This window comes from Shewanella submarina (assembly GCF_042646185.1).
Classification (GTDB): Bacteria; Pseudomonadota; Gammaproteobacteria; order Enterobacterales; family Shewanellaceae; genus Shewanella; species Shewanella corallii.
In genome coordinates this window covers 267991-294373 of sequence record NZ_JBHRTD010000006.1, presented here as the reverse complement: position 1 = coordinate 294373, position 26383 = coordinate 267991, and the positions used below count along the sequence as shown (strand labels likewise).

General features: G+C 50.3%; 17 protein-coding genes. 1 reads left to right on the top strand and 16 read right to left on the bottom strand.

Going from position 1 to position 26383, the window contains the following annotated elements:
- Positions 1-541: 541 nt before the first annotated feature.
- From ACFOE0_RS04305 to ACFOE0_RS04250, 12 genes are all read right to left on the bottom strand, one after another.
- Positions 542-3436: a TonB-dependent receptor domain-containing protein gene (locus ACFOE0_RS04305; RefSeq protein WP_248935301.1), complete on the bottom strand. Its 2895-nt coding sequence runs from the start codon at positions 3434-3436 to the stop codon at positions 542-544.
- 439 nt (positions 3437-3875) lie between these two features.
- Complete coding sequence (deoD, locus tag ACFOE0_RS04300) at positions 3876-4586, bottom strand: purine-nucleoside phosphorylase (protein ID WP_115136071.1); 711 nt, start codon at positions 4584-4586, stop codon at positions 3876-3878.
- 63 nt (positions 4587-4649) lie between these two features.
- Positions 4650-5861 (bottom strand): phosphopentomutase, encoded by a 1212-nt coding sequence (locus tag ACFOE0_RS04295; RefSeq protein WP_248935302.1) that lies wholly within the window; start codon positions 5859-5861, stop codon positions 4650-4652.
- Between the two features lie 11 nt (positions 5862-5872).
- Positions 5873-7204: a thymidine phosphorylase gene (gene deoA, locus ACFOE0_RS04290; RefSeq protein ID WP_248935303.1), complete on the bottom strand. Its 1332-nt coding sequence runs from the start codon at positions 7202-7204 to the stop codon at positions 5873-5875.
- Between the two features lie 96 nt (positions 7205-7300).
- Positions 7301-8074, bottom strand: coding sequence for a deoxyribose-phosphate aldolase (deoC, locus tag ACFOE0_RS04285; RefSeq protein WP_248935304.1), 774 nt, complete (start codon positions 8072-8074; stop codon positions 7301-7303).
- Positions 8075-8443: 369 nt separating this feature from the next.
- Complete coding sequence (locus ACFOE0_RS04280; RefSeq protein ID WP_248935305.1) at positions 8444-9280, bottom strand: nucleoside-specific channel-forming Tsx family protein; 837 nt, start codon at positions 9278-9280, stop codon at positions 8444-8446.
- A 283-nt stretch (positions 9281-9563) separates the two neighbouring features.
- A complete protein-coding gene (locus ACFOE0_RS04275; RefSeq protein ID WP_248935306.1) occupies positions 9564-11090 on the bottom strand; it encodes a NupC/NupG family nucleoside CNT transporter in 1527 nt (508 codons plus the stop codon).
- A 176-nt stretch (positions 11091-11266) separates the two neighbouring features.
- Entirely contained in the window at positions 11267-12028 is a 762-nt protein-coding gene (locus ACFOE0_RS04270; protein WP_248935307.1) for a TatD family hydrolase, read from the bottom strand.
- The gene (locus ACFOE0_RS04265; protein ID WP_283106380.1) at positions 12018-12200 is read right to left on the bottom strand and encodes a DUF5363 family protein; all 183 of its coding nucleotides are present in this window, start codon (positions 12198-12200) and stop codon (positions 12018-12020) included. The genes ACFOE0_RS04270 and ACFOE0_RS04265 overlap by 11 nt, the downstream gene beginning before the upstream one ends.
- A 92-nt stretch (positions 12201-12292) precedes the next feature.
- Positions 12293-13879: a peptide chain release factor 3 gene (prfC, locus tag ACFOE0_RS04260; RefSeq protein WP_248935308.1), complete on the bottom strand. Its 1587-nt coding sequence runs from the start codon at positions 13877-13879 to the stop codon at positions 12293-12295.
- A 212-nt stretch (positions 13880-14091) separates the two neighbouring features.
- Positions 14092-15525: a sulfatase gene (locus ACFOE0_RS04255; protein ID WP_248935309.1), complete on the bottom strand. Its 1434-nt coding sequence runs from the start codon at positions 15523-15525 to the stop codon at positions 14092-14094.
- Positions 15526-15534: 9 nt separating this feature from the next.
- On the bottom strand, positions 15535-17034 hold the full coding sequence (locus ACFOE0_RS04250; protein ID WP_248935310.1) for a sulfatase family protein: 1500 nt from the start codon (positions 17032-17034) through the stop codon (positions 15535-15537).
- 370 nt (positions 17035-17404) lie between these two features.
- Between ACFOE0_RS04250 and ACFOE0_RS04245 the strand changes: the two genes are divergently transcribed.
- Entirely contained in the window at positions 17405-19579 is a 2175-nt protein-coding gene (locus tag ACFOE0_RS04245; RefSeq protein ID WP_248935311.1) for a tetratricopeptide repeat protein, read from the top strand.
- Between the two features lie 376 nt (positions 19580-19955).
- Here ACFOE0_RS04245 and ACFOE0_RS04240 read toward each other — a convergent pair whose 3' ends face one another.
- Genes ACFOE0_RS04240 through ACFOE0_RS04225 form a run of 4 tightly spaced genes read right to left on the bottom strand, consistent with a single transcriptional unit; the run spans position 19956 to position 26290 of the window.
- Positions 19956-21380 (bottom strand): sulfatase, encoded by a 1425-nt coding sequence (locus ACFOE0_RS04240; RefSeq protein WP_248935312.1) that lies wholly within the window; start codon positions 21378-21380, stop codon positions 19956-19958.
- Positions 21377-22969 (bottom strand): sulfatase family protein, encoded by a 1593-nt coding sequence (locus ACFOE0_RS04235; protein ID WP_248935313.1) that lies wholly within the window; start codon positions 22967-22969, stop codon positions 21377-21379. The genes ACFOE0_RS04240 and ACFOE0_RS04235 overlap by 4 nt, the downstream gene beginning before the upstream one ends.
- Positions 22969-24804, bottom strand: a complete 1836-nt coding sequence (locus ACFOE0_RS04230; protein ID WP_248935314.1) for an alpha-1,3-galactosidase-related protein — start codon at positions 24802-24804, stop codon at positions 22969-22971. The genes ACFOE0_RS04235 and ACFOE0_RS04230 overlap by 1 nt, the downstream gene beginning before the upstream one ends.
- A 10-nt stretch (positions 24805-24814) precedes the next feature.
- The gene (locus ACFOE0_RS04225) at positions 24815-26290 is read right to left on the bottom strand and encodes a sulfatase family protein (RefSeq protein WP_248935315.1); all 1476 of its coding nucleotides are present in this window, start codon (positions 26288-26290) and stop codon (positions 24815-24817) included.
- Positions 26291-26383 lie beyond the last annotated feature (93 nt).

Sequence of the window (26383 nt, the reverse complement as noted above, 5' to 3'; positions counted from 1 at the left end):
ACAATCATCCTCTGAGAATAATAGTGGACAGGTTGCATAACTAATTTATCACTCTATGACTAGCTGTCCTAAACAATGAAAATAGTTCAAACTCTTGGTATGCAAGTAAGTGACTACCTCGCTCAGCGTTATGGAAGACTCGAGAATAGAGTATTCACAATTCGTAGAACGTTGGATTTTTAAGCAAAATCGTAACAGCAATGCACATAAGAAAATAAATTCGTTTTCAGTTCCTGCTCAATCTTTTGGTGCAACACTCCCAAATGAAATAAGAAATTGGTTGTATCACTTTTCAGTAGTAAACAAGGCTCAAGAGCACGAATATCTCGCTGGTTAAACACATCTATTTTATTCGCTATAGTAAAAAACTCATTGCTCCAGCAGTCTGCCGGATATAGCCAGATGATAAATCTAATCAGTCTCCCGGTTGTTAGCATTCGCACTCAGTTCCAACTGGACTAAACACTATATTTATAGAGAACGGGACAAGCGGAAACAAAAAAGCCCAGGTTTCACCTGGGCTTTCTCTAAACATCAGCAATTAAAGCTTAACATTGAATCCAACGTAGTATCTTCTGCCAACAAGGTCATACAGCGCATTTGCAGTATAGCCTGGTGGCAACTTATCGAAGACATTACGGATACCACCACGGAACGAAATGCTGTCAGTTAAATAGTAATCAGCAGTAAAGTCGTGAGTGGTAACTGAACCAATGAACCCTGGGTACAGATCTTCAGGAGAACCGCCACCTGGAGATACATCATAAGTCACTACATCGTCGATGTAGCGGCTACGCCAGCTGAAGCTCATGTCTTCAAGTTGATAATCAGCTCGGAAGTTGAATTGAAGCTTAGGATCACCAACTTCACCCTCTTCCACGTTAATTTCATCAGGACGATCCTGGAATTCAAAACGCTCCAGTTTCAACAGGTAATTAGCCAGTAAGTTAAGACGTAAGGTACCGGGGCCAAGATCCATGCTATATGCAGTTTGCATCTCAATACCACTGGTATCCAATGCCGCGGCATTCAAGTAACCGGAACGAACAAGCGTAATATCTTTTGTCGTTGGGTCACGATCAACCTGTGAACAGAAGTTAGCATCTGGACCACCAGTTGCGTCAACACAGTTGTCAGCAACATCTTGTGCAGCAACGAAGCTAATTGCATCATCGATTTCGATGTCATAGTAATCGACTACGATAGAGAAGTCTTCAATGAAGCTAGGTGTCCAAACAATACCCGCAGTCAAAGAGGTTGAAGTCTCAGACACCAAGTCCGGATTACCGCCGGATAACAAGTCAACACTTACGTTGTCATTGGCTTCAAAACCGGGAGGAATTCCCAAGGCAGCACAGTTCGCAGCGCGATCTGGATCATCATTAATATTGTCTGCATCACATGGGTCTGAAACTCTTGCAAACCCAGGCGACAGAGGATCGAAAGCTTCAGCGATGTTTGGAGCCCTTACAGCTTGACCGTAGGTACTACGGATACGAACATCATCGATAGGTGCATACATAGCACCTACTTTCCAAGCATCTGCACTACCCGCATGAGAGTAATCCGCACCTCGGTATGCACCATCAATGCTGAACGACTTAATGAAAGGCAGATCAGCCAACAGAGGTAAACTAATTTCTACATAATATTCAGACACGTCATACTCACCATACGCATCTGGAGTAGCAGCATTAGTCAGGAAGCCACGTTTAGTGAACTCATCAGTAGTAGTTTCAGAAGTCTCCTCACGATACTCGTAACCAACTGCAAGACCAACTGGTCCACCTGGCAACTCAAAGAACTCACTGGAGTCAGTCACTAAACTAGCACCAATAATCTCTTGAGTTATCTTATCTTTACGGGTCACGTCAGCCGAAACAAACTCATGGGCTTCTGCAGAAGACATTCCAAGGCCGAAAGGGTTGTAAGGAACACAGTCACTGCCGTTTACAGAGGCTGGATCTTGGTAATCATCACCTTGTGCACTTGGAACTTGACTACGACACGCAGGTAGGCCCGTATCTGGATCAATCACCACATCCAACGCAGCAACCAGATTATCAGGAATCAGCGAGTTCAGCGTCTTACGTTCGTTGCTGGTTTCGCCATATACATAATACAACTCGTAGTCCACAAGGGTTTCACTGAGTTCAAAGTTACCCTGGAAACCACCTACGAAGCGGAACAAATCACGCTGGTTATCAGCCGAACGGTTACCCAGTTCATCAAAGAACTTAGCCATTCTAACTGTTGTTTGACCAGCGTCCAACAGTGTTTGGCGCAAAGTATCGTCAAGATAAGGATTGTCTTCTACATTGATACTTATGTTGCCAAAGCGGAAGGATGGCTGGAACTGCTGCTCAATATCAGCGGTCACATATTTGAAGTCACTGAATAACTGAATGTTATCAGTGATATCAAAATTGAAAGTTGAACCTACAGCAATACGCTCTACACCCGGAGTATAGTTCTCATAATCTTCGGTGTTAAAGCAGTAGTCGCATCCATTGGGGAAAGAACCAAACGCAAAGCTATTATCACCATCACGCTCTGTCTGTACCAATGGATTGCCTGCATCGTCAAATACCCAACGTCCTGCAGCACCACCAAACGGATTAATAACACCATTGGCATGAATCATCTCTGAATACACTTTTGGCACTCGCAGACGGTCTGGGATACCATCTTCTTCACCTGTATCATCAGGGTTAGCAATCGTTCCCCAAGAATCAAATTGCCTGATATCCTCAGACATAACTTCCGCGCTGCGATTATAATCTGCAAAGAAAGTTACGTTTGCGCGGCCGTCGGCCATTTCGGCACCAGTTAACAATGAGAACTGATGGCTCTTAGTTCCCACGCCCTCTGTCGAATCACCGTAAGAAGCATCAAACTCCAAGCCTTGGAAATCGTCTTTCAAAATTACGTTAATTACACCTGATACAGCATCTGAACCATAAATGGCTGACGCACCACCAGTTACAATTTCTACTCGTTCAATCAAGCCAGCAGGAATTGTGGTCAAATCCACCTGTGCAGAACCAGGAGAACCTGCAACGTGGCGCTTACCATTTACCAACACCAAAGTACGACTGGCACCCAAACGGCGTAAATCAGCAGAACTTAAACCCGCATTTGCGTTGCTGTTATTGTTACCAATCACTGTGTCAGTTGCCCCGATTGCTGGCAACTCAGCAAGAATACTACCAAGGTCTACGTTACCAAATTTAGCAATATCCTGAGAGCTCAAACTAACTACAGGAGTTGGCTCACTGAGTTCAGCTTTAGCAATACGAGAACCTGTAACTTCTACACGTTCGATTGAAGTATCTTCATTCTCTTCCGCCCAAACAGGATTAGCGGCAAGTACACTCGCCCCTGCGGCAAAAAGGGAACACCTTATAGCGCTGTTTAATTTTGTTAGATTAGTCATTTATTCCTCACCTGTTACGTCCTGTAACCATTGTTTTCTTATAGTTTTGAGCAGGACAACTATTTAACATTTACCGCCAGATTGTCAACATCATACGCAACAAAACATACTCACAACGCAACATTTGACAATCATCTATTTACGAAATAGCGACAAACAACTTGGAACGTTAAACGGAGCCTTCATGTAGGAGCTCTGAGCAAACGAGTATGCCCATATACTTCGCTGACGGTAGGATTTAGTGTGGAAAGAATAAATGAGGTAATTATGCGAAATTAGGTTAATAAAAGCTCTGAAAAACTAACTAAAGAGTGTACATATTTCTTGCCATAACAATAAGTAACAGAGCACCTTTATGTTAACAAAAAAGCCCCGAACAGCGTGAATATGGCTATCCGGGACTTTGAGTAGTAGTTTTAAATTTCCCTTAGGGACATCATTACAGAGTAATTGCAGCGTCCAGAGTCATTTCAATCATTTCGTTGAAAGTGGTCTGACGCTCATCAGAAGTGGTCGCTTCGCCGGTGCGGATATGGTCGGAAACAGTTACCACACACAAAGCACGGGCACCGTACTCGTGAGCAACGCCGTACAGACCGGCAGCTTCCATTTCTACGCCCAGAACGCCCATCTTCTCCATGGTGTCGAACATGCTTGGGTTTGGCGTGTAGAACAGGTCAGCAGAGAATACGTTACCTACACGTACCTGAGTACCACGAGCTTTGGCAGCATCAACTACAGCAGACAGCAGGTCATAGCTGGCAATAGCAGCGAAGTCCTGGTTCTGGAAGCGGATACGGTTAACCTGAGAATCAGTACAGGCACCCATACCGATGATCACGTCACGTACTTTTACGTCAGTGCTGATAGCACCACAGGTACCCACACGGATCAGGTTCTTCACGCCGTAGTCTTTGATCAGCTCAGTCGCATAGATAGAGCATGAAGGAATACCCATACCAGAACCCATTACAGAAATGCGTTTGCCTTTGTAGGTACCGGTAAAGCCCAGCATGTTACGTACATCGGTAACCTGCTCAACATTTTCCAGGAAAGTCTCAGCAATGTACTTGGCACGCAGTGGGTCGCCAGGGAACAGTACTGTTTCAGCAAAAGCGCCATCGTTGGCGTTGATATGTGGTGTAGCCATCTAAATAACCCCTGTATTGGTTGTCATTATGGCCGGCGCCTTAACGCCAGCTTTTTGTATTCATTAAAGAAATGATTCGCCGTATTCCATTGGCTCCAGCTTGAAGTAGCTGGCAATGGACTGGCCAATATCTGCAAAACTGTTGCGCTTACCCAGAGAGCCTGGTTTCAGACCGGCGCCGAGCGCCAGTACCGGCACATGCTCACGGGTGTGGTCGCTGCCCGGCCAGGTTGGGTCGCAACCATGGTCAGCTGTCAGCAACAGCAGATCATCGTCACTCAAAAGCGCCAGCAGCTCAGGCAGACGGGAGTCAAAATACTCCAGTGCACGGGCATAACCGGCAACATCGCGACGGTGACCATAGTGAGAGTCAAAATCCACAAAGTTGGTAAACACTATAGTGTTATCGCCAGCCTGCTTGATCTGTTCCAGAGTCGCATCGAACAGTTGATCCAGACCTGAAGCTTTCACCTTTTTGGTGATACCACAGTGGGCATAAATATCGGAGATCTTACCTACGGAAACCACTTCACCGCCTGCCGCTTTCAGTTTATCCAGCACAGTCTTTGATGGTGGCTCTACCGCGTAATCACGGCGGTTACCGGTACGGGCAAAATCATCAGCCTTGGTACCGACAAACGGACGGGCAATAACACGGCCGATATTGTATGGCTCCAACTCCTCACGGGCGATTTCACACAGACGATAAAGCTTCTCCAGACCAAAGCTCTCTTCGTGGCAGGCAATCTGGAATACTGAATCCGCGGAGGTATAGAAAATTGGCTTACCGGAGCGCATGTGCTCTTCGCCCAGCTCTTCCAGAATCGCAGTACCGGAAGCGTGGCAGTTGCCCAGATAATCTTCCAGACCAGCGCGGGCAAGGATCTTGTCAGTCAGTTCCCTGGGGAAAGAGTTTTGCTTGTCAGAGAAGTAACCCCAATCAAACAGCACTGGCACGCCAGCCATTTCCCAGTGGCCACTTGGGGTATCCTTGCCTGAACTCAGCTCAGCTGCGTAACCATAGGCACCAACCACTTCAGTGTCGCTGAAACCAGCAGCATACTCACCGGTACTCTCTTTGGCGGCCATTGCCAGGCCCAGCTTGCTCAGGTTAGGCAGGTTCAACGCGCCTTCACGACCGTCATTGGCTTTGCCTTCGGCACACATGCGGGCAATGGCACCAAAGGTGTCAGCACCAACATCACCGAATTGGGCAGCGTCTGCCGAAGCACCGATACCGAAAGAGTCCAGCATCAGAATAATGGTACGTTTCATCTAACTTCCTCTTACAGATCCGCAGCACGGATCTTGCGATAGACCTGTGGATACTGCTCAGGTGCAGCGTCTGCCACAGTAATTGCTTGCTTAACCGCGGTGGCCGCAGCAGCAAAGTCATCCTCTGACTGGGCATGTACCACAGCCAAAGGCTTGTCTTGATCGATTCTGTCTCCCAGTGCACATACCTGAGACAGTCCAACACTGTAATCCAGTGCATCACCGGGCTTGCGACGGCCACCACCCAGGGTGACAACCGCCAGACCCAATCCACGGGTGTCCATACTCTGGGCAAATCCCATGGCATCGGCGTACACAGGGCGGATAATCTTAGCCTGAGGCAGATACTTGTCAAACGCTTCCACAAAATCGGCTGGTCCACCCAAGCCGGAAACCATGCGGCCAAAACGCTCTGCTGCGGCACCATTATCCAATACCGCATTCAATTTGGCGGTGGCATCAGCCTCATTGGCAGCCAATCCACCCAACACCAGCATTTCACTGCAAAGCGCCATCGTGACTTCATAGAGTCGTGGGTTACGGTATGCGCCGGTCAGGAAGTTAACCGCTTCGCGCACTTCCAAAGCGTTACCGGCACAGGATGCCAGCACCTGATTCATATCTGTCAGCAGCGCCGTGGTTTTGGTCCCTGCGCCATTGGCAACCGCAGTAATACTGCGTGCCAGTTCCTCAGATGCCTCATAAGTTGGCATAAAGGCGCCACTGCCCACTTTGACATCCATCGCCAGCGCATCCAGGCCCGCCGCCAGTTTCTTGGACAGGATGGATGCGGTAATCAGGGAGATAGATTCAACGGTGGCCGTGTTGTCGCGGATAGAGTAGAAGCGTTTGTCAGCAGGGACCAGATCGCCGGTTTGCCCAATGATGGCGACCCCAACCTCTTTCACTACTTTGCGGAAGGTTTCACTGTCAGGCTCAGTCTGATAACCGGGAATGGCATCAAACTTATCCAGAGTACCCCCGGTATGACCCAGGCCACGACCCGAAATCATAGGTACATAGCCACCACAGGAAGCAATCATGGGACCAAGCATCAGGCTGGTCACATCACCCACACCGCCCGTGCTGTGTTTATCGACTACCGGACCGTTAAGGCCCAGAGAGTCCCAGTTGAGCACAGTGCCTGAGTCCCGCATGGCGGTGGTCAGCGCAATACGCTCATCCATATTCATGTCGTTGAAAAATACAGCCATACCCAGAGCAGCAATTTGCCCTTCGGATACGCTGTGGTCGGTAATGCCTTTTACAAAAAACTCAATCTCCTGGCGACTCAGCGCCTCACCATTGCGTTTCTTGCGAATAATTTCCTGTGCCAAAAACATCCATAGCCTCCGGAAAACTGTACACCGAATGGTTCAAACCAACACAGTCATTCAGAGCCCGCAAAGCAGGCTCCGAATGTACGGATTCAAATGCTATTAGTAGCCCTGAGTCTGGGCAGGGGCGTCGCTCAGCTCCAAAGTGTGCAGCAGTGCAGCCAACAGACTGGATGCGCCAAAACGATAGGTACGTGGGCTTACCCAGTCGCTGCCAAGGATACGCTCGGCAGCGCCCAGGAACTCAGCAGCAGCAGCGGCATCGCGTACGCCACCAGCAGGTTTGAAGCCAACCTGAATGTTTTTCTCTTTGATCACACTCAGCATGATTTCAGCGGCTTCCAGAGTGGCGTTTACAGGCACTTTACCGGTAGAGGTCTTGATGAAGTCAGCACCTGCATCGATTGAGATTTCAGATGCACGACGGATCAACGCAGGGTCTTTCAGCTCACCGGATTCGATGATCACTTTCAGCAGTACATCATCACCACACTCTTCTTTACAGGCTTTAACCAGCTCAAAGCCTACCGTTTCGTTGCCATCCATCAGCGCACGGTATGGGAACACTACGTCAACCTCATCGGCACCATAAGCAACGGCTGCGCGGGTTTCCAGTACCGCAATAGCAATATCATCGTTACCGTGCGGGAAGTTGGTCACAGTGGCGATCTTGATATCTTCCGCACCCAACTCCATCAGAGTCTTACGGGCGACAGGGATGAAACGAGGATAAATACAGATAGCTGCAGTGTGACCTGCTGGAGTCAATGCCTTATGGCACAATTCGATGACCTTCTGATCGGTATCATCGTCATTCAGGGTAGTCAGATCCATCAGCGCAATGGCTTGTTGGGCAGCTTTTTTCAAATCGCTCATAGTTGCTCTCCAAAGCATAAATCAAATGAGTAAAAATTTTGTCTGACACACGCCTGAAAGCAGCTGAATTAGCGTTATTTTTTTGGCCGAGCCTTCAAGCGATGCCAGGTGTTTAACAACTGACAATAGTATTCAAATTTGATAACGAGTATCACGACTTGAATCCATGAAGACCGGAAGGGGGGAACTGAAAGCAAAAGCGAGCGTTCCAGCCATTCCGCGAAAAATCCTTTTTAGCGCGAGGGGAATCATAAACCTTACTTAAACGAGCTCTATCAATATAAACCATGCTTAACTAAAGTTTAAGCCTGCAGATCACATACTGTGCCTGCAAAGAAGCCGCCAAATGGCGGCTTCACAGACTGCAACTTAGAACTTGTAAGAAGCAGAGAAGTAGTGGCTAACACCAGTTGACTCAAAGTCAGCAGTATCAGCAATCAGATATACGTCGCTGTATGCCTTCAGACCATAACCCAGAGCGAACTGCTCGGAGTGCCAGAACAGACCGAAGAAGGCTGCACCGCCGTTAGAGCTATTAGTCTTAACACCTTCGTCGTCACGAACAGTGTCAGCACCGAACTGCCAATCAACATAACCCTGGAAAGACACGAAAGAACCGTTGTCGAAGTTGTAAACAGGTTTGAACCAGTTGGCAGAGAACTGGTAACCGTTCCAGTCTTTGGTATTCAGGTCATACAGACCGTACAGGTTCATCGCTGTTTTACCCAGCCAAGGCACCTCAACATCTGCGCCCACACCCCAGAAAGAGTTGTTTACAGCATAGCTAGTGTCGTTGTTGGCACCACCATCCCAGTTAAACAGAGTAGAGAAGTAAATTTCTTTAACCGGGCCAAAAGACAGGTCTTTACCGGTCAACGCGTCCAGAGAGACCTTAGGCGCGAACTTCATGAACATCTTCTGCTTCTGATATTTGCCGCTCGATTCGCGCTCAGAAGGGTTGAATACGTCAACATAACCGTACAAGTTGAAAATACCGCTACGGCCGCCAAATTCCATTTCCAGGTAATCGTGACCGGTTGCAGCATCAACTGCACGTGGCTTTTCATCCAGCGCGTACATGTAGTTGAACTGCATCCAGGAGAAATCATTCTTGTGGATGTCGTCAGAGTAGTCAGCAGCGCTTGCCACACCGGTCATACCGGCAGTCAAGGCAGTGGTCAGAGCCAGAGTTTTTACAGCTTTCATCATCAACCCCATTGGTGTAGGTGTTCTGCTTATTTAGCAGCGTGTTATTTTGCGCCCGCATTTTACCCATTTAGACGCAAATCGCAAACACTAAATTCGCAGATGTGAACAAACCGTTAATCCATATATCAGTAAAGTTGCAACCATGCTGAAACCCAACATGGGCGCGCAACTTCCCGGCTACTTATTGTTCTTGTTATTGGCTGAAACTTGCCGCTGAAAGCTCCAAAGATGGAGATATATAAAAAACCGGGCCGAATAGCCCGGTTCAGAGGTACTTACATTACAGTGCCAGGAACAGACCGGCGATAGTCGCACTCATCAGGTTAGCCAGAGAGCCTGCAATTACCGCACGGATACCCAGCTTGGCCAGATCATGACGACGGTTAGGCGCCATGGCACCCAGACCACCCAGCAGAATCGCAATAGATGACAGGTTAGCAAAACCACACAGTGCGAAGGAGATGATCGCCTGAGTACGGGCGCTCATGGCCGCACCAGTGCCTTCAACACACAGAGGCAGACCTTTAGCCACATCTGCAGCTACCGCGGTACAAGCCTGAGCAGCGTCGTTGATGTAAGGTGCAAAGTTCAGGTAAGCCACAAACTCGTTAACAACAATCTTCTGACCGATAAAGGAGCCGGCAACCATGGCTTCATGCCAGGGTACACCGATCAGGAAGGCCAGAGGCATAAAGATGTAGCCGAGGATCAGTTCCAAAGTCAGGCTGGACTGAGCAGCAGCCAGCACCGCCTGGACAGCGCCCCCATAATTGCTATCCAGGGTCAGGCCGTTCAGCGCATTGATCAGCACGTCGCGGTCTACACTGGCAACCCAGCTACCGATTTCAGCTACAGGCAACTCAACCTGCGCAGCCAAACCATTGGCAAACTCAGCAAAAGCCGGGGTAGAGCCCGCTACCTGTTGCAGGGCCATAAAGGCTTGAGTCAAAGCCGCGTCACCCCAGCCAAACAGACCGCCGATACCACCCAGGATACCGTTGAGCATGGCAATCAAGCCTACGAAAGCCAGCAGCATAGCACCTACGTTCAGTGCCAGGTGCATACCGGATGATGCACCGGCAGCTGCTGCATCCAAAACGTTGGCAGGCTTGTCGGTATCTTCAGGCAGATCTTTCATCTCATTGATGGTTTCCTCAGTCTGAGGGTGCATCAGCTTGGCCATCAACAGACCACCCGGTGCCGCCATAAAGGAAGCCGCAACCAGATACTCAATAGGTACACCCATCTGCGCATAACCCGCCAGTACGGAACCGGCGATAGACGCCAGACCACCCACCATGATGGCGAACAGTTCAGACTGGGTCATAGTTGGAATAAATGGACGAACAACCAGAGGGGCTTCAGTCTGACCAACAAAGATGTTGGCAGTCGCAGACATGGACTCAGTACGGGAAGTCCCCAGAGCTGCCTGCAGAGCACCACCGATAATACGGATAATCCACTGCATGACGCCGAGGTAGTAGAGTACGGCGATCAGCGAGGAGAAAAAGACAATAACAGGGAGCACGTTTACGGCAAAAATAAAGCCCAATTTAAATTGAGCCAAATCGCCGAACAAAAAATTAATACCATTCTGAGCGTAACCAATTACCGACGACACAGCGTCAGAAACAGACTTCAGAATATCTTTACCGACAGGAACATATAGTACGAAACCACCGAAAGCTGCCTGGATTGCCAGAGCACCACCTACGGTACGGACGTTGACCGCCTTACGGTTATTGGAAAGTGCATAACCAATGGCGAGCAACACGGCAATGCCGACCAAGCTCATAAGAATATTCATTTACCATCACCCTTCTGTTAACATTTATTGTTTATGTTGTTAACCAACCTATTTCCGAGCTGGATTATATCGAAACAGGCGGGGAAAATCGCTATTTTGGCGGGATTTTTGAAGTTTAATTTCAAAAATTAACCTATATAGAACAATAGGATATTTTACTGTTCAGGCAAATTCAGCTAAACCTCAAAGAGTTGAGTGACATTGCCAGCCAATTGTTCTTTCAGCGAGACAACACAACACTCTCTCAGTCTGGCGATTTCTTCAACAACCTGCAACAGGGTAAGTGGGGTATTCCGGGTCACACCTTTGGGAGCCATAGCAGGAGAATCGGTTTCCGGAAGCAGCAACTCCAGAGGCAGATTTGTAACACAATGGCGCAGTTTTTTGGCATTGGGATTTAACACCAGTCCGCCAATTCCTATCTTAAAGCCCTTATCTGCAAACTGCCTGGCCGATTCCAGACTGCCACCAAAGCCATGAATCACACCCCGAACGCCGGGAAATTGCTTAATAGTTTGCAGTAAAGGCTCTGTGGCTTTAACACAGTGCAATATCAGCGGCAGGTCAAACTCCCGGGCCAGCGCCAGATGTTGTGTTAAGTACTCTAGTTGGACAGCCAATTCCGGCCCTTTCAAACCATCCAAACCGGTTTCGCCAATTGCCACCAAACGTGGGTCTGTCGACGCTTCATTTAAAGCCTGCTGCAGTGCTTGTATATGGATTGGCAGATTCTCTGCATCCATCCACCATGGGTGCACACCCAAGCCGTAGAAGAGTCCATATCGGTGGGACAGCTGCTGCACTCTGGACCAGTTGTCCAAAGAGACTGCGGGCAATATCGCCCCCTTAATACCGACATCTGCCATCTGTACCAGCAGTTGTTCTCTGTCATTGTCGAACTCAGAAAAGTCCAGATGGGCATGGGTATCAATCAGCATTCCGCTTTCTATCCTCAAGCAAGTGTCCACTTAGATCTGGTTTCTCGCCGTTTGCGTGTTTAAGCTCAGGATCATGCAACACAGGCGCACAACACCTTTTGGACTCAGGCGTCAACCCCATGCTGTCGCACCAATCACAGTATCTTGCCCAGGCTTTTCTTAACCAGTTCATATCGTCTCCGCAGCCGCACTACTATTTCCGGATGAATCACAGAATAGCAAAAAGGCAGCCTGAGCTGCCTTTTTATCATGAAGATGGCGAGATTAATGCTCGCGGGTCTTGGCGAACTCGATGTCAGGGTAACGTTCGGCAGACAGGTTCAGGTTAACCATGGTTGGGGCGATATAAGTCAGACTGTCACCACCATCCAGCGCCAGGTTGGTAGAGCACTTGCGACGGAACTCTTCCAGCTTACGCTCATCCTTGCTGTATACCCAACGGGCTGTTGCTACGTTAATCGCTTCATAGATAGCTTCAACGTTGTATTCAGACTTCAGACGAGCCACAACCACTTCAAACTGCAGCACACCAACGGCGCCTACAATCAGGTCATTGGAATCCAGCGGACGGAATACCTGTACCGCACCTTCCTCAGACAACTGCACCAAGCCTTTCAGCAACTGCTTCTGCTTCAGCGGGTCCTTCAAACGAATACGACGGAACATCTCAGGGGCAAAGTTGGGAATACCGGTAAACTTGAGGTCTTCACCCTGGGTAAAGGTATCACCAATCTGGATGGTACCGTGGTTATGCAGACCAATAATGTCACCTGCAAAGGCTTCCTGAGCACGTTCACGGTCACCGGCCATGAAGGTCACTGCATCGGAAATGCTGACCATTTTACCCAGACGGACATGCTTCATCTTCATGCCCTGAGTGTACTTACCGGAAACGATACGCATAAAGGCAATACGGTCACGGTGCTTGGGATCCATGTTTGCCTGGATCTTGAACACGAAGCCGGAAAACTTCTCATCGCCCGCTTCAACGGTACGATCACTGGTTTCACGTGGCATAGGCGCAGGCGCCCACTCAGTCAGGCCATCCAACATATGGTCGACACCAAAGTTACCCAGTGCAGTACCGAAGAATACAGGCGTCAGCTCACCGGCCAGGAACAGCTCCAGGTCAAACTCGTTGGAAGCGCCAACCACCAGCTCCATCTCTTCACGCAGGGTTTCGGCCAGATCGCTGCCTACCGCTTCGTCCAGCTCTGGGTTGTCCAGACCTTTAATGATGCGAACATCCTGAATGGTATGACCATGACCGGTCTGATACAGAATGGTCTCATCACGATGAATGTGATACACGCCCTTGAAAGACTTGCCACAGCCGATAGGCCAGCTGATTGGCGCGCACATCATGTTCAGCTCAGTCTCAACCTCATCCAGAAGCTCCATAGGGTCGCGGATATCACGGTCAAGCTTGTTCATAAAGGTCACGATTGGCGTATCGCGCAGACGGGTAACTTCCATCAGCTTACGGGTACGGTCTTCCACACCCTTGGCGGCATCGATCACCATCAGGCAGGAGTCAACAGCAGTCAGAGTACGGTAGGTATCTTCCGAGAAGTCTTCGTGACCCGGAGTATCCAGCAGGTTCACCAGACAATCATTGTAAGGAAACTGCATAACAGAGGTAGTAACCGAAATACCACGCTCTTTTTCCATCTCCATCCAGTCAGACTTGGCATGCTGGTTGGAACCACGGCCCTTTACGGTACCCGCAGTCTGGATTTGACGACCGTGCAACAGCACCTTTTCAGTGATGGTGGTTTTACCGGCGTCCGGGTGCGAAATAATAGCGAAAGTCCGGCGTTTGCCGACTTCTTGCTGCAGTGAATTAGACATCTGTGAATATCTTCTATAAATCTGCCGGAGTATGCGTCTTGCTAAAGCATCCGGAGCGGTTTCCCGCTGGCTTGCATCGCGAAACCGGGAGGTGAATCGAATTTGGCGGGTATTTTCCCCGATCCGGGGCGGAGAAACAATCATAAGGGGAGATTTTATCCCTCAGGCAAAATCTCCCAATAGATTTAAAGGCAGGCTGTGTTACACAAAGCCTATTCAGACAAAGGTTTCACTGGCTCAATTTCATTGTTCCGGTACCAGTTGCACAAGCTTTGTCGCAGGCTGTCGCGCACCTCAGGGTTGGAAGATGCCTGGTTATTTTGCTCAGCAATATCCCGGGCCAGGTTATACAGCTCCAACCTACCGTCTTCATAAAACTCCAGCAGCTTCCAGTCACCACGTCGAATCGCGGCGCTGGGAGTGTTGCCACTGCCATGGTAGTGGGGATGATGCCAAACCAGAGTTCTTTGTTGCGCCTGCCCGGCATCTTTATCCAGAGTAAACAGATTGGTGCCGTCTACGCCCTCTGGTATCCGTGCGCCGGCAAGCGAAGCCAGGGTTGGATACAGATCCGTTGATGAAGTGACAGTATCAAATACCTGCTGTTTAGCTTGAGCAGGCATTCTTATCATTAAAGGGATACGAATACCGCCCTCATAAACCCAGCCTTTACCCAGTCGCAACGGCAAATTTGCGGTAGCTGTAACTCTCGAGTCTCCTTGCTTGCGGGTGGAAAAACCACCATTGTCTGATGTCAGTACAATCACAGTGTTATCGGCCAGGCCCAGCTCATTCAGCTTATTCAGTAGCCGCCCCACAGAGCGGTCAACCGCCCATATCATGGAAGCATATTTGGCATCCACCTGATTCATCTGAGTGCGGCTTTGATTAAGTTCATCCAGCAAATAGGCTTTACCATTACCCACTTTGCCGGACTTATCGAGAAAGTCCTGATATCGCTGTGGTCCGGGCTCCAACGGCGTGTGCACCGCATAGTAGGAGAGCATGGCAAAGAAAGGCGTTTCTCTGGGCGCTTCAAGGAAGGCTAGCGTCTCCTCTGTCAGACGTTCAGTTAAATGCTGACCGGGTTTACGGTTGGGCAAATTGGGATTTTTATAGGGGTCATAATATCCCCCTCTGGGAGAGCCCTTGTTAAAGCCACCTATATTGATATCGAACCCCTGGTCCGTAGGCAGTTTCCCCTCACCCCCAAGGTGCCACTTACCGGCAAAAAAGGTGTGATACCCCTGCTCCTTCAGGGATTCAGCCAGGGTAAACTCCCCAAGCGCAAGGTGATCCGTTTTCCAGGGCTCCTGCAGTCTGGGGCTCTCTGTCTTGTGTCCGGGAAAGTGGGTAGTGATTTTGAGTTTGCTGGGGTGCTTGCCCGTCATCAAAGCTGCCCGGGTTGGCGAGCACACAGGTGACGACGCATATGCCTGGGTATAGAAACGACTTTGCTGTGCCAATGCATCTATATTCGGCGTCTCATAATACTGACTGCCATAAACGCCAAGGTCCATCCACCCCAGGTCATCCACCAGCAGAAACAGAATATTGGGCGGGCGCTGCTCATCTGCCGACACGGACATCAACAGTGGCATGAGCAGTAACAGGAACCCTAGCAGGCATACGCGTACACAATTCATCCCTTCCCCCTACTCCTCTACCGCCAGCTTTCGCCAATACTGCTGATCCCATCCTGCAGGTTTAGCCAAGGTATTGAACCAGGCAGCATAGTCCCGGGACAGTGACTGCACCACTTGCGGATGTTTGGCGGCCAGGTCCTTGAGCTCGGCGTGGTCAGTACTCATATCAAACAACTCGAGCTTGTCACTGTCAGCCCAGTACCTCAGCATCCAGTTATCACTGCGCACAGCCCAGGCAGGTTCTGCAGTGGCTTTATCATCAATCTTCTTGCCCTTCTTATCCCGGATGAATCCCCAGTGATGGGATACCTGACTGGCCCAATAAAGGTTTCGCCCCTCAACTTTACCCGCCTGCAGCCCCGGCAGCAGATTTTGTCCATCCAGATTATCAGGAAGTGGGCTGCCCGTTGCGGCCAGTCCGGTGGGCAGGAGATCCATGGAAGAGATAACCGCCTCTTCAACCCGACCTCCCTTTATCAGAGAGTCTGGCCCCCAAATCACAACCGGCACCCGTGTTCCTCCCTGCCATACCTGGCCTTTATAACCGGTAAAAGGCGCATTGGCGGGCAATGGGAAAGGCTTACCACCTGGGGCACCATTGTCACTGAGGAACATAATGATGGTGTTATCCAGCTGCCCCTTGTCCTCAAGGGTCTGCATCACCCGGGCCACGCCCTGATCAAGTGCATACAGATAGGCATAAAAGATATCCAGGTACTTGTCACCACTTTGAAACTGCTTCTGATACGGCTCTGGTGCGGGCTCTCTTAAAGGGCCATGGACTGCATTGTAGGCAAGATACAAAAAGAAGGGGTCATCATCGCTCTGGTTAATGAAACTGATAGCCTTGTCTGTGAGTTGATCGGTCAGATAACCCTGAGCTTTGGCAGGAGTCCGGTTTTGCTCCAGAATCTCAGATCCATAATAGGGCGTACCAGAGCGGTCAAAACCAAAGAAGTAGTCAAAGCCGCGGTCCAGTGGATGTTGAGCCAACTGCTTTTTCGCCTTGCCCTCCCCCTTACTCAAGTGCCATTTGCCTATTGCCGCCGTCCTGTACCCTGCATTGCGAAACTCTTTTGCCAGCACGGTTTCTGACACAGGTAAACCAGCAGCCTTCACATCGGCATTGTTATAGATACCAAAACGGGCAGGATAGCGTCCTGTCATCAGTGCTGCCCGGCTTGGACCACAAAGAGGGCTGGGTACATAGGCATTGGTAAAACGCACCCCCTCGGCCGCCAACTTACTCAAAGTGGGAGTGGCTTTTTGCGCAAATGCTCTGGCCTGCTCAGGCGCATATCGGGCACTGTCACGTTTCAGGTTTTGTGGGTTGTAACTGGCCTCACGCGCCAGATCCAGATTCATGGCCACATGACCAAACCCCATATCATCCGCCATCACCACCAAAACATTGGGTTTGTTATCGTCTGTTTTGGGGGGCTGAGCTGCAGCAGCGGTATTGACCAACAGGCCGAACATTATCCAGTGCAGAGTACCTGTTATTCTCATGGTTCCTCTCTCATTATCTTGGTTCAGGTGACAGTAGACATTCAGCTTGAATATCCTCTACACAGGGATTAAATATCATTTATATTATTTAATTGAGAAAATTTACCATCATTTACATTATCATCACAAGCCATTAAATCCATGCTTCTACTATTCGAGCCACCAGTCAAAAGACTTTACAACCAGACAATTGAGCTGGATTTCAAGGCTACAAAGCGATCTGAGCAACATCCCTCCACCAGCAGTCGTCAACAATAAAGACGGATTCGCCATATGGTGCTGCATAGCTAAAATATATATGATAATTACCAAACAATAACATATTTGCAGCATCGCGCTTCCCGTGGGCGGTGCCAAACGGAGTTGAGCCATGGCGTCGATATTCAGGCTGCTTGTTCTGATCCTCTTTATCCCGGTTCTGTGCCGGGCTCAGCCGCTGACTCCCACTGAAAAGCCTGTCGCCCACTCAAATCAAACCTGTATCAATTGTCATCAGGTCCAAGCCGGACTATGGCAAAAATCGGATCATGCCAATGCCATGGCGACCGCAACCAAAAGCAGTGTGTTGGGTGATTTTTCAGGTGTCACAGCGACTCACTATGGCCAACGAGCCCGCTTCTTCAGTGATGGCAATAAGCTCATGGCAGAGGTCAGCTATGGAGATAAGTCTGAGACCTTGGAAGTGCTCTACAGTTTTGGCTACTATCCCCTGCAGCAATATCTGGTTGAGACCGGCAAGGGAAAGCTTCAGGTACTGCCCTTTGCCTGGGACAGTCGCCCCACAGAGGAAGGCGGACAGAGCTGGTACCACAACTATTCAGAGGAGATCTCTCCTGACGACAGACTCCATTGGCGACAGCCGCTGCAAAACTGGAATGGTATGTGTGCAGACTGTCACTCTGATGGCCTCGTCAGGCAATATGACGTCAATCAGGATAGCTTCAGGACCCAGTGGGACAATATCAATGTGGGGTGTATCTCCTGTCATGGTCAGATGCCCGCCCACGGCAAAACCTCCCCTGACGCTATAGTGGCGGAGAATATCTCTCCAAACCCAATGAGCTTAAAAAACTCAGGAATATGGCGAAGGCTGCCCGGACAAAAGATTGCATCCTGGCAGGGTGAGAAAAGGGATAACAGCTTTATGGATAGCTGCTTCGCCTGCCACTCACTGCGAACCCCACTGACCGATGGGTTCCAGCCAGGCAAACACTTCCTCGATCAGTTTTCCCCCCAACTAATCAATGCCCCCATGTACCATGCAGATGGTCAAATAAAGGAGGAGGTGTATGTTTACGGCTCCTTTATGCAGAGCAAAATGGCCCGGGCCGGGGTCAATTGCCTGGATTGCCATGACAGCCACACCATGAAGCTCAAGGCCGAAGGAAATGGCCTGTGTCTGCAATGCCACAGCCCGGAGCACTATAATCTCCAGACTCACCTGCAGCACCAACCCAACACACCCGGTGGCCAGTGCGTCGACTGCCACATGCCGCAAACCCGTTATATGGGAGTCGATGACAGGCGGGATCACAGCTTCTCTGTTCCCCGTCCTTCCCATTCAGCCAATATCGGCGCGCCGGACGCCTGCAGCGGATGCCACAAAGATAAAGATGAGGATTGGGCTACTGAGGCAGTGGTCAAACTCTATGGCCGGGAGATGCCACTCTCCGCCAGTGAAGAGAGGCTGCACCAGCTCAGGGCAGGGTTGCCATTGGCTGCCAACTCCCACAGAGAGATTATCGACGACACTAGGCTTCCCCTGTTATCAAGAGCAAGCGCGCTTGAGTTGCTGCCTTTAACCCATGAAAGCCTGCCACCGGAATGGCTGGGCGGTTATCTGGCTCATCCTGAACCCCTGCTGAGAACCGCTGCCGCAAACCTTGGCTATCTGTTAAGCCAGCAGCAAAGGGATAAACTGCTCACCCCATTGCTGGCAGACAAGGTAAAAGCGGTACGTATCGCTGCAGCCAGATCCCTGGGCATGGATATCAACACCAGCGGGGGAGCAGAGCTTTCTAGGGTAAACCAGATCAGCAGTTGGCGGGGTGAAGGCAGGTTGAATCAGGCGCTGCAGCTGCTGGCCAATGGTCGCTGGCAACAAGCCATTCCTGAGTTGCGAAGCAGCATCAGCACAGACCCATACTTCCCCCCGGCTTATATCAATCTGGCTGATATTTATCGGGCAACCCGGCAGGACGACAAAGCTGCAGCAACCTTTTCCGGGGGGCTGCAACACAACCCAGACTCAGCAGATCTTCACTATGGCTATGGTCTGCACCTGATCAGGCAAAAGGAGTACATCAAGGCCGAGACTCATTTGCAGCAGGCTTACCGGCTTACCCCGGTTAACAGCCAATACCTGTATGTCTATCTGATGGCGCTGGACCATAACGGCAAAGTGGGTGACGCGGTCGGCTACCTGCAGGAGTATCTGGATAGGTATCCGGCTTCAGCAGCGCTTATTCAACTGGGCCAATCACTCGCCCGTAAGAGCGGCAATATCAAGCTTTATCAAAAGCTAAGGCAACAGGAGCAGCAGTGACTGCCGGCAATAGCTAAAGACCGGGAAATCTGCCAAGGCCCGGGTGCCCCTTATGGTCGCTCAGTATGGGTGGCCGCTGAGTATGGGAATTCAGGTTTGGACTTGAGTCTCCGTCGACCATCTGAGGCTGTGACAGAAATCCACTCAGAGGTTTAGAGGTTTAGAGGTTTAAAGGGGAATATCCTGGTCTGAGAAAGTAGGATGGGCAGGCAAAAAAAACCGAAGTTCAATCGGAGCCGGACTGAACTTCGGGAATCACAAGGTTGGATCAACAATACACAAGGAACATCAATTGGTATGGCTCACTCTCTCAACAGCGCAGAGAGTAATACTCCCCTGTCCGGCAGCCATACCAATGCCAGACAGGAGAAACAACTCAGAGCAGATCGGGTCGTTTTAATTCAGGCGCGACACCCACCTGTTTTTGCCACTCCAGCAAGGTCTGCTTCATGGCGGTTACCCGCCCGGGGTGTTTTGCGGCAACATCAGTGGACTCAGACGGATCATTTTGCAGGTCATACAACTCTGCCTTGCCGGATACAAAAGCGATTAACTTCCAGCGTTCACCTATGACCGCAGCGTAGGCATCTTCGTAGTTGCGGTACAGAATCACCTCCTGCCGGTCTGAGCTCTGCCCTTTAATCAGAGGAACCATGCTCTGGCCATCAAGGTTGTCAAAATCACCGGGTTCGCCGCCGCCGATATCCACAAACGTAGGCAGAATATCCGTGGACAAAACCAGTTGCTCAGAGACAGCACCCGCCTTGGTCACACCAGGCCAGCGCACCAACATAGGGACTCTGGCTCCGCCTTCATAAAGTGCCATACCACCAATCTTGCCTCCCCTCAAAGGAGCATTGGTAAAGTAGCCACCCTGATCTGAATAGAAGATGACAATGGTGTTGTCGGCCTGTCCTGACTCCTCAAGTGCCGCCAGAATGCGTCCGACAGACGTGTCCAGGGCTTCAACCATGGCGCCAAAGTTGGCATAACGCTTATCCAGCCCACGCTCCATATATTTTTTCACCCCGGCAGCAGGCCCACGATGGGGGGTGTGCACTGTGTAATAAAAGTTGGTGAGCATAAAAGGCTGCTGTTTGTCATAACCTTTGATAAAGGCCACCACATCATCAGTGAGCCGCTCTGTCAGGTATTTGCCCTTTGGAGCATCCGGATAGGGATTACGGTAAGGCTCCCAGAAAGGGGCTGTATAGCTTTTAGGATGGCCCGCAGTGGATACCCCAAACTGCTCATCAAACCCCTGTTTAACAGGAAAGTACTCTTCTGAGCCAAGATGCCATTTGCCGGAAAAAGCTGTGTAATAGCCCAGAGGCTTTACCGCCTCGGCGATAGAGGTCAGCTCCAGTGGCAGATAATTTCGTGATGGCTCCTGAGCCGGATCCGTCGGCAACCTGTGAAACTCAGTGGTCGCCCTGTGGAACTTATCAAAGCCCAACTCCTGCTTACCATCAGGTATATGCCTGGGCATCTTCAGTCTGGCCGGGTGCTGACCCGTAATCACAGATGCCCGGCTTGGGCTGCAGGTTGGCGAGGCGACATAGGCCCGGGTGAACTCCAGACTCTGTTGTTTCAATGCATCTATATTGGGCGTGTCCCAGCGACCGGTGCGGTACCCAAGATCTGTCCAGCCAAGATCATCGGCAAACAGCAGCAGGATATTGGGCTGATTTTTCTCTGCGACCTCAGGTACATCAGAGGTTTGAGCACAGGCCACTGGTAACATCAGCGCCAGCAATGCAACCACAGGTTTAAGGAATGAAACAGGGGCAAGTCTTATCATTGTTTTTCTCCTGCCGCGGGTGCCTTTTCACAAAGGTTGTTGAAGCACTTTGGGTGTTTGGCCATCATGGCCTTGATAGATTTACTGTGCGCCTGGCGCAGAGCTTCGCTGTTAAACAGATGGTCAGGTACCGTCAGTCCGGCGACTTGAATTGGCGCAGGTTTATCCGCCTGCCAGGCCACAACAGCAGCATGCATCTGCGCCACTTTTGGCTGGTATTCAGGCTTATTGGCCAGGTTATTATGTTCACCGGGATCGGCACTCAGATCGTACAACTCCAACTCCCCCCGTCCGGGTTTGCCGGGCACAATCAGTTTGAAGTTATCCTGCCGGAACATGTAATCGGTACGCTGGGAGAAAGCATGGTTCTTCCAGCTGTCAGTCTTGCCGGAGGTTAACGGCAGCAAAGACTGCCCCTGAATTCCGGACGGCAGTTCTATCGCCATCATCTCCAGCAGAGTCGGCATGACATCTATGCTCTCCACCACCTGCTCAACCACCTTGCCCTGGTTCACTACCCTGGCATAGCGGGTGTTCTTACCGGCCCGAATAATCAAAGGCACCCGGCTGGAGCCCTCATACATCACCCCTTTGAACCACTTACCATGATCGCCCAGCATATTGCCGTGGTCAGCACTGAACACCACTATGGTGTTATCTGCCAGACCTGAGCTGTCCAGATAGCTCAGAACCCGTCCCAGGTTGTCATCTACATTGGTGATATGACCTAAATACTGAGCGGTAAGCTCCCGCATCATCTGCTCATCATCAATCAAGTGCCGGGACTTACCCTTAATGCCTTTGGCAATCGCCTGTTGACGCTCGGCCCTGACTCCCTTCGGTAACTCAGGAACTTCCAGCTTGTCCGGGTCATACATGGATGCGTAGGGCTGGGTGGCCCGGTAAGGGCTGTGGGGCTCATTAAAGCTCAGGAACAGGAAAAAGGGCTTCTCTTCGCTTCTGCCATCAAGGAATTCAAGGGCTCTATCAGTCAGCCAAAAGGTCTCAAAGTCCTCTTTTGCAAACTGGTACTCGCCCAGGTCATGGCCCAGAGGGTCATCGGGGAAGAGTACACTCCCCGGCTTGGGGGCGAAGGCATCGGCACCGTATTTAGCCTGCATATACTGGCGATAATTCTGCAACTTGTTGGGCCCTTCACTGCTGCGAGACCAGAAGTGATCAAAACTCCAGTCATGCCACTCTGGGTAAAAGTGTAACTTCCCGGAAATCGCTGTCTCATAGCCCTGGTGTTTTAGCAAAGTGGGCAGATCAACTTCACCGTCATTGGCCAGCGCCCGCTTACTGTTATCCGTTACCCCATGAACATGTGGATAGCGGGAAGTAAAGAATGAGCGTCGTGATGGCGAGCAAATAGGTGCCACGGTATAGGCTGTCTGGTAGTAAGTGCCTTCGGCTGCCAGACGATCCAGATTGGGTGTTTTCACCACAGGATGACCGGCCACCCCCATCACATCCCACTTCATCTCGTCTGTCATCACAAACAGCAGATTGTCCTTCCGGGCTGGCTCAGCAACAGCCTGGGATATTGTCAGCAGGCCAAATATTGAGGTCAGTAACAGGCTTTTCATCAGGCTTCCACCTCAACACCGTTCTTGCCGGTTTTGCGCTGTATCCTGACTTCATTGACGGATACCAGCTTCTTGTTGCGATCAAAACCAACAAACTCATTGTCGCTGTAGACAAACTGGGTGGATCTGTCGATCTGCAAAGGAGCCAGTTTGGTCGCCACCATGGGGTAGGCCTCTGTTCTTTGAATCTTATTGTTCACAAACAGCACGCCGTGGGTGCGGCTGGCGGTCAGCACTCTCTCGTTAAACACCCTGAACTCATTGTCATGAATTCGGACATTCTGGTGGAAAGCGCTCTCAACATCTGATTTACGCCCGGGCACAATATCTATGGCTGAAGAGGCTTTGGCATAGTTACAGTTATCAAACAGGTTATTACTGATCTGCACAGATTGAACCGGACCGGACTCATACCACTTAACACCACCAGAGCCTATCTTGATGGCAATTCCAGGTGTATGGAAATAGTTGTTTTCAATGACGATGTTACCTTTAGCCGAGATCAGTGCACCCCGGGCGCGGTTTTTGGCAAAACGGGTGCCGCTAATCAGCACCTGCTCCGGCTGCCAGCTCATATTGTCCATCACATCATCAATGGCAAGGGACGCCGGCAATGCCTCCTTGAATGTAACAGTCCAGTATTTGGCATCATTGCGTTGGGTCTCCACTATTTGATTGTGGTGGAAAATTCGTAGCGCCTTGTCACTGAAATTCACCTGACTGCCGGGATTGAAGATATCGATACCCAATTGCTGATAATGCACCAGCTCAAAGGTGACCCTGTGTTTGTCATGGATCTCCGCCACCCGGCCATACATGCCGTGAATATTGGTTCCGTCGTCAATCTGCCCCTGAAACAGGCAATCTTTCAGTACGATATGACCACGACAATTGACAAAGTGGGTCGCGTCGACCGTGGTAGACACAATACGACCGCTGTGCCTGGCAGGTACGACCTGCACCCTGTCCAGATGGATTCCATCGGCAAGCTGACCTATGACTCCCATAGCCCCTGAGTGGTGAATATTGATCTGCTCAAGCCAGGTATTACTGGTTTCCTGTACCGCTATGGCAGGCCAGTCCCGACGCTCCTGCATCACTAACAGGGTATTGCCGACTTTTGGCCAGGAAGCAAATTTGGTTTGCAGTCGCAACACACCGGGACGGATCTCAGTGGTCACTGGCTGGATTTCCCGCTGAAAATTATCTCTGGCCATATAAGCCTGTTCAGCCAGCTCAGTATCAAACTCCAACAGGTTTTTGATTACCGGGTTTTCAAATCCCTCACCAACAAAAATAAAGCGATTGTTTTCAACCTTGTAACTGAAGCCATCCTTGATGCGAATATCGACGTAACTTTCATCTTGGTTAACGGCCTCGATAATGCCTTCGCAATGAAACGGCACGTCCCAGTCGATGGAAAAGTTCTTAAGCGTGATCCCCTTCGACTGGCGCACAATTGCAGGCACCATACCGCCATGGAACACAAACCGGGAGCCCTGGCCATCTATGGTGGTATTGCTGAACCCAACCAGTGGAAACGCCACTGGCTTGATACCGTCATCATTATTGGAAATATAATAGAAATCCCTGTCGGCCAGGGTATTCCAGAAATCGTATCGACCATATGGAAATACCAGAGTCGTACCAGGATGCTGTTTGCAATAGGCCAGTGCTTTTTTCAACGCAGGAACGGCATCATCCCTGGAGTTGGGTTTCAGGCCGAAGTCAGCAATGGATATCCGCTTGTCCGCAGCCAGCACGCTGGCAGCTGGGCTGACAGACGCGGTCGCCAGCGCTCCTGAGATGGACTTGATGAAAGTTCTTCTTTTCATTGTAATTTCCTCAGTCGTTTTGCACTTGCTGATGACGCTTCAGATAGTCCAGGCACTCAGGGCTCTGGCATTTGTTATAGAACTCCAGTACTTCGCGGATGCCTGCATCACTTTCCGGATACTGCCCCTGGTCATCGGTATCCCGCATCCAGCCATCCAATATTTCACGCAGCTCTGCCATCCTCGTCTGATACTCAGGGTCAAATGCCAGGTTATTGAGTTCATCAGGATCACGCTTCAGATCATATAGCTCCTCAACCGGTTTGGTTGCCGCCATAAACTGTGCCTGCTGTGGGGTAAAACGGCCTTCCGCGTAAGCCTCACGGTACTCCCTGGTCATGGGCCAGCGGTCACGATACTGGGGTTGCATATAGGGGCGCTCTGCCCTGAAATTACGAATATATTTAAACTCCGCCGTACGAACTGAGCGCATACGATCAAAGGTATAGTCCAGTCGATCTCTGGCTGAGATGATCCAGGGCCTGGGCTGATAACCGGCAGCAAAGAAATTTTCCGTGGTCATATAATCCGGGATAGGGATACCCGCCAGTCCCAGGCTTGCGCCACCTATATCCAATCCACGGATAGGTTCGCTGCGCACCGCTCCATTGTGTCTAAGTGTGCTCTGCCCCGCAGGCCAACTGACGACCAGAGGAACATGCAGGCCACCATCGTATAGAAACTGCTTATGGCGCAGACTGCCGTTGCCATGGTCAGTAAAGAAAAACACAGCGGTATTTTCCAGCAAGCCATTGTCAGCAAGATCAGCGAGAATTGCGCCAACATCCAGATCGGTCACATGCACTGCCTCATACTGTTTAGCCCAATACTCACGGGTTAAAGGCAGGTCTGCATAGTAAGCTGGAAGCTCTACTGACTCAGGGGAGACAGCAACTGGAGAGTTCTTGCCCTTGTACTTGCCGCCCCTCAGCTGTATCTGTCCAAAGAAAGGCTTGCCCGATCCTGCCAATGTTGCTGCCCAATCAAACTCTGCACCTTCAAGCTGTTTCTGATGTCCAACCACAGGGCCTGGTTCAAGGGAGTAAAGACGGGTTCTGTCGTAATGGAAGTTATAGTCATCTTTGCCGATATTGAAGGTTTCATACCCCTGCTCACGAAACAGCTCAGGCACAGTCTTGTGCCCCTGAGGCAAGGTGATGGGATTGAACTCAAACCTGGCACTTCTGTGGTTATGCAGTCCCAGAGTGGTCTGCATATCCCCTGTGATAATGGCAGAGCGAACCGCAGAGCATACAGGTGCAGGCATAATCACCTGATCAAAGCGAACGCCTTCGCTGGCCAGTTTGTCGATATTGGGGGTGGGCACGGTATCGTCGCCGAAGGCTCCCATCCAGTCGTTCATATCTTCCACATAGATCCACAGAATATTGGGCCTTACTGCTTCCGTCTCTGCAGGCTTACCTTGCTGTGGATTATCACACCCTGACAACATAATCAGAGCGGTTATCAAAAGTATCAGTCGCATCCTTCTCTCCGGGCCTTGGCCACATCTGTGTGCAGCTGGTCTCTGTCAATTGTTTGCTTACAATTGATACTATTTATAATACAAATTAATTAC

Excerpts from the sequence above, each read along its gene's own strand:
- ACFOE0_RS04245 (WP_248935311.1), top strand. The coding sequence starts at position 17,405 with ATGGCGTCGATATTCAGGCTGCTTGTTCTGATCCTCTTTATCCCGGTT.
- prfC (WP_248935308.1), bottom strand. The coding sequence starts at position 13,879 with ATGTCTAATTCACTGCAGCAAGAAGTCGGCAAACGCCGGACTTTCGCT.
- ACFOE0_RS04240 (WP_248935312.1), bottom strand. The coding sequence starts at position 21,380 with ATGATAAGACTTGCCCCTGTTTCATTCCTTAAACCTGTGGTTGCATTG.
- ACFOE0_RS04255 (WP_248935309.1), bottom strand. The coding sequence starts at position 15,525 with ATGAATTGTGTACGCGTATGCCTGCTAGGGTTCCTGTTACTGCTCATG.
- deoD (WP_115136071.1), bottom strand. The coding sequence starts at position 4,586 with ATGGCTACACCACATATCAACGCCAACGATGGCGCTTTTGCTGAAACA.
- ACFOE0_RS04280 (WP_248935305.1), bottom strand. The coding sequence starts at position 9,280 with ATGAAAGCTGTAAAAACTCTGGCTCTGACCACTGCCTTGACTGCCGGT.
- ACFOE0_RS04230 (WP_248935314.1), bottom strand. The coding sequence starts at position 24,804 with ATGAAAAGAAGAACTTTCATCAAGTCCATCTCAGGAGCGCTGGCGACC.
- ACFOE0_RS04225 (WP_248935315.1), bottom strand. The coding sequence starts at position 26,290 with ATGCGACTGATACTTTTGATAACCGCTCTGATTATGTTGTCAGGGTGT.
- ACFOE0_RS04235 (WP_248935313.1), bottom strand. The coding sequence starts at position 22,969 with ATGAAAAGCCTGTTACTGACCTCAATATTTGGCCTGCTGACAATATCC.
- ACFOE0_RS04275 (WP_248935306.1), bottom strand. The coding sequence starts at position 11,090 with ATGAATATTCTTATGAGCTTGGTCGGCATTGCCGTGTTGCTCGCCATT.
- ACFOE0_RS04270 (WP_248935307.1), bottom strand. The coding sequence starts at position 12,028 with ATGCTGATTGATACCCATGCCCATCTGGACTTTTCTGAGTTCGACAAT.
- ACFOE0_RS04305 (WP_248935301.1), bottom strand. The coding sequence starts at position 3,436 with ATGACTAATCTAACAAAATTAAACAGCGCTATAAGGTGTTCCCTTTTT.
- ACFOE0_RS04265 (WP_283106380.1), bottom strand. The coding sequence starts at position 12,200 with ATGAACTGGTTAAGAAAAGCCTGGGCAAGATACTGTGATTGGTGCGAC.
- deoA (WP_248935303.1), bottom strand. The coding sequence starts at position 7,204 with ATGTTTTTGGCACAGGAAATTATTCGCAAGAAACGCAATGGTGAGGCG.
- ACFOE0_RS04295 (WP_248935302.1), bottom strand. The coding sequence starts at position 5,861 with ATGAAACGTACCATTATTCTGATGCTGGACTCTTTCGGTATCGGTGCT.
- deoC (WP_248935304.1), bottom strand. The coding sequence starts at position 8,074 with ATGAGCGATTTGAAAAAAGCTGCCCAACAAGCCATTGCGCTGATGGAT.
- ACFOE0_RS04250 (WP_248935310.1), bottom strand. The coding sequence starts at position 17,034 with ATGAGAATAACAGGTACTCTGCACTGGATAATGTTCGGCCTGTTGGTC.